Origin of the sequence: Mycobacterium sp., from assembly GCF_035570115.1 — a bacterium.
In the GTDB taxonomy this organism is placed as follows: Bacteria; Actinomycetota; Actinomycetes; order Mycobacteriales; family Mycobacteriaceae; genus Mycobacterium.
On the sequence record NZ_DATMLH010000165.1, the window covers coordinates 1 to 4,829 of the forward strand.

Consider the following 4,829-nt stretch of genomic DNA (forward strand, 5'->3'; position numbering starts at 1 on the left):
ACCGATCGTGCTGCGCATCAACCCCGCCTTGGCGGCAAACGCCGACTGCGAGGCCACCAACTGCGGAATATGAGCATCCAACATACTCATCAAGTAAATCCTTTCTCTAATCGACTACCGTTGCCAAACAAGCACATTCAGCGGTCATCCCCCTCCCCCGGCGGCGCATCGGGCCCCCACGTCCCCGGCACCATCGGCATACTCGGCCCCCCGCCAAACCCATTGCCGCTCAGTGTCGCCAATCCCGCCGCCTCAGCGGCAGTGTCCTTATGCACCGTCCCGACAAACCCCAACGGCCCTGCACCGGAATCCGACGCCAGCACCGAGGCCTCTGTTGGCGCACCCCAGTCGGGGTCGACATCGATATTCATATCTGCGAACTCGTCGGCGTGGTCGTGCATCTCGGCGCGTCGACGCCGCCGTACTCGCGCCTTCGCGCGACTCACGGCACCCACTGCGGCCGCCGCGGGGATGTAGCGGCCGGGTGCCTTGTCGATCCTGCGATCAATCAAGGTCGGCCCGGACCCGGCATCGGGACCAAGACCGCCCACCATGTAGGCGAAGCCGGCGGCAGGTGCGGCCGCCGAGACGCCGGCCATGGCGCCTGTCACTGGTGTCGACGATGCGGTCGTGGTCGCGGTAACACCGGGCGAAGAGAAGCCGACCGCGGGTAACTCGGCGGCTTGTCCGGCCAGGATTCCACGGGCCCCGACCACTGCGGGTACGACGGCCGGCCCAGCCAAAGCGGCCGGCGCGTTGAGAGCCAGACCGAGGATGAGCCCAAGCCAGGCCGGGGAACTGAGCACGATCGACCAGAAGGTGTTTCCGAACGGGATGAAGAACGCCTCGTAGCCAATGAAGAACAACAGTGGAAACCACACGCTCGGGTCGGCGAAGATCGCATTGAGCGTCCCGGCCGGGTTCTGGATGAGTTGGAGGAGCTGGTCGAAAATCTCGGTAAAGAAGTTCGATCCCGATGATGACTGGGCGGGGGTCGCCAGCGCGGTATTGGCTTTTAGCACCGGCGGTGCCGCCGTGGTGCGGGGGGCCGACGCCAACGCCGACCCGGAAACCGCCTGATAACTGACCATCGTGGTGGCCGCCTGAATCCACATCCGTGCGTAGTCGGCTTCGTTCAGCGCGATCGGAATCGTGTTGATCCCAAAGAAGTTCGTCGCCATCAACAGGCCGTGAATGAGGTGATTGGCGGCCAACTCCGGAAGCGTCGGCATCGCAGCCAACGCGCTGGTATAGGCGGTCGCCGCGATCTCGTGCTGAGCAGCCACCCCCGCGCTCTTCGCGCTGGCCTCCGTCAGCCACGCGAGATAAGGGAAGTGAGCGCCGACATACTGCTCGGCGCTTGGACCCTCCCACGCGCCGGCCTGTACCGCGCCCAACAGTGTGGTGAGTTCGCTGGCAGCCGAGGCATATTCAGTACTCAGCGACGTCCAGGCCCCAGCGGCCGCCAGCAGCGACCCGGGTCCAGGACCGCTGCTGAGCAGCGCTGAATGCACCTCCGGCGGCGAAGCCATCCACACCGGCGCTGTCATCGTCAGCCGTGGAAGCCGAGATACGACGACGCAGCGGCCACATCACGGGCGGCGTAACTCACGCCGGACTCACCGACACCGACCCCGGCACGGCCGAGTTCTTCCACGCCTTCGGCAGCAACCGCGGTGTGCTCGGTGCCCTGCGCGCTGAATCCGGCCGCAGTCTGCAGCGACACCGGATCCGCCGCCGACGGAACTACGGCGGAGATCAACGGGGCCGCGCCCGCATGCGCGGCGGCCAGCCGGGCGGCGATCGCTTCGACCGCGGCGCTGGCGGAGGCCAAACCCTCCGGGACGACTCGCAACGTCATGGCAATTCCATCCTTTCGATGAACCACTTTCGATGAAACTCACCGACCATCGACGGCCACACTTTCGTCGACGAGCGGGTTGACCAACTGCACATATGTGGGGGTGTCGGTGTCGCCCAGCAGGATTGCCCGACCTGCGGGCAACCGGTCGAATCGTTGACCGCGAATCTTTCCGCCGTCCGCCGGATTGCCCGACAACATCAACGTGGTTGCCTGTAGGTCGTTGAACCGGCGCAGCAACGGGCTGGTCATCAGCGCATGCGCGGAACCGGTTGCGCGCGCGGTGACGATCACCCGCAGCCCCAGGTCGCTGGCCTGTGCCAGCAACCCGAGCAGCGGAGTCCAGGGCCGCTGCCCGACGAACGGACCCGTCATCGCCGGCGCATCCGGTACCTGATCGACGTCGTCGACGATCAGGTAGTGGGTGTGCCCCTCGTATGACCAGCCGGTCAGCTGGGCGGTCGAGAGCCCCGCCGGTGGTTGCCGCTTTTCGATGAGCGCCGACAAGCCGAGTATCGCCGGCAGCACCCGGTCGACATTTGTGGTGTATTCGTTGTCGGGGAACAACGGCTCATCGACGAGATGCAACCGGCGATCCAGCACCGTGAACGCGACCCGGTCGGGAGTCGAGTTGTCGCGGATGGTGCGGATGATGTGGCGCAACAGCGTGGTCTTACCCGATTTGGTGTCGCCCAGCACCATCAGCAACGGATTCTCGGCGAAGTCGAGTTCGACTGCGGCCAAGTCTTCTTCGCGCTGGCCGATAACGATCCGGTCAGTGCCTCGATACACCGCGCCGACCGCGGCGGGCGCCAGGTTGGTCGGTAGCAACCGCACCGGCGGCGCCGTGACGCCGGGATGGCGGGCGTTGATCGCGGCGACCTGGTCCAGTTCGGGTGCCGCGAACAGGAAGTGCTCGGCGGCCATGGTCAGCCCGCGACCCGGCTGGTCGGCGGGCACCGCCTCGGCCGGACGGTGCAGTGCACCGACCAACCGGACGTTGCTGTCGCGGGCGTCATGCAGCTTCAGCTCCAGCCGCAGCCCAAGACCGTCTCGCATCGCCAGCGGCACCTCCAGCCAGCTGGGGGTGGTGACGACCACGTGGATGCCGTAGGCCAGCCCGATGTTGACGAGCTCGGTCACCTTCGCCAGCAACGGGTTGCGGGTGTTGAACTGATCGGTGTTATCCCGGCTGAAGGCATAGAGATTGTCGATAACCAGGAAGACCTGGCCCCGCCCGTCATCCGGCCCTTGCTTGTCCCGGAACACCTCGCGCTGCTGGCGTGACCGCAGCAGCTGCTCGAGCTCCCCGAAGGTGCGGCGGATCCGCTCCGGTTCCAGCGCCGAGGCCACGCTGCCGACATGCGCCAAGTCCTCCAACGCCCGCAGCTGACCGCCGCCATAGTCCAGGCAGTAGAAACTCACTTCGCTGGGCGAGTGCAGGCTTGCCGCCGACAAGATAAACGTCTGCAGGGCGGCCGATTTGCCTGACTTTGCCCCACCATGGATCACCATGTTGCCGGCCGACGACCGTGCATCGAACACCAGCGGGTCGCGGCGCATCTCGAACGGCTTGTCGATTTCGCCCAGCGGCCAACGCCACTGGCCCCGCGGCAGCGCCGCGCGGGCCAGCACCGTGCTCAGCGGGATCGCGTCATCGAGCGGCGGCAGCCACAGCTCAGGTGCGCGTGGACCATAACGTGCCAGCTGGTCACCGATGGTGGCGATCAACTTGCGTGATGGGGCGACCGGCTCGTCGTGGCCGTTCTTGGCGATCACCGTGGTCTGGTCGGGTTCCACCCGCCCGGCCCTGAACAGCTTCGGCTCCGGAACCGAATGCACCACAAGCATTTTCGGCGCCCGAGGCGGATCGTAGACGCCGTCGACGTAGGTGCTGCGGAATCGAATCGGAGCGGCGCCGGGCGCGGGCACCAGGAACCCAACGCCTTTGTGCTCCTTGCCCGACTCGATGTGGTACGCGTCCTCCACACCGATGATCGACCGCGACACCGAGGGGCTGGCCACCTTCAGACCGATCCGGTACGAGGTGTTCTTGTCGATGTCCTTGATCTTGCCCACATCCAATGTCTGTGAAGCGAAAAGGATGTGGATCCGGAACGACCGGCCCTTGCGGGCGACGTAGTCGAACAGCTCCGCGTACTCGGGGTGGTCGGCCAGCATCAATGTGAATTCGTCGGCGACGACGAACAGCGTCGGGATCGACGGCAGATCATGTCCGGCGGCGATCGCGTTCTCGTACTCGGTCACTGAGTTGAACGCGCTGCCCTGCACCTTGCGACCGGCCTCGCGCAGCATCATCTCCCGACGCGCGACCTCGCCGCGCAGCGTGTCGGCGAACCGGTCGGCAAGCGATTTCTTCTCGGCCATGTTCGAGATCACCGCGACGACCTGAGGGAAGTTGCGGAAGATGTCCGCGCCGGCCTCACCCTTGAAGTCTGCGTAGATGACGATCAGCCGATCAGCAGAGTGAGTCGTCAACAGTGACAACAGGATCGACATCAGGGTCTGTGACTTGCCGGAACCGGTCATACCGATCATCAGGCCGTGCGGGCCCATCCCGCCCTCGGCCTCATCCTTGAGGTCGAACATCAGCGGCTCGCCGGTCGCGGTGACACCGATCGGAACGCGCAACTCGTCGTCGCGGCGGCGCGGCGCCCACACCGTGGGCACGTCCAGCCGCGACGCGTCGGGGATCCCGGTCAGCGTGGTGAAGGAGGCACCGCGGGTGGCGGCCGAACGCAGCCCGATGTGGGTCGGGTTGGAGTCCCACCGGGACAGCTGGCGGGCGAGGTGGGTGGCCTCGTCGACGCCGAGTTGGTCGGCGGCGTCGACATAAGGCTGCCAGCCGCCCGTCTGCCAGCGTTGGATGGCGCCCCCCGCGATCCGCAGGATCGGCTTCTCCGGATCCGAATACTGTTCGCGGTGGGGTGGTGCGGCCACGCAACGC

Annotated in this window: 3 protein-coding genes and 1 pseudogene; all 4 read right to left on the reverse strand. The window is 66.1% G+C overall.

Annotation, left to right across the window (positions count from 1 at the left end; all coding sequences use genetic code 11):
- Positions 1-90 (reverse strand): annotated as a pseudogene (gene esxG / locus VNW74_RS15300) (type VII secretion system protein EsxG); the annotation flags it as partial.
- A gap of 47 nt (positions 91-137) precedes the next feature.
- Positions 138-1,550: a PPE family protein gene (locus VNW74_RS15305; protein WP_325678242.1), complete on the reverse strand. Its 1,413-nt coding sequence runs from the start codon at positions 1,548-1,550 to the stop codon at positions 138-140.
- Positions 1,551-1,552: 2 nt separating this feature from the next.
- On the reverse strand, positions 1,553-1,861 hold the full coding sequence (locus VNW74_RS15310; protein WP_325678244.1) for a PE family protein: 309 nt from the start codon (positions 1,859-1,861) through the stop codon (positions 1,553-1,555).
- Positions 1,862-1,900: 39 nt separating this feature from the next.
- The coding region (gene eccCb, locus VNW74_RS15315; RefSeq protein ID WP_325678246.1) for a type VII secretion protein EccCb at positions 1,901-4,829 on the reverse strand (2,929 nt) is incomplete at its 5' end.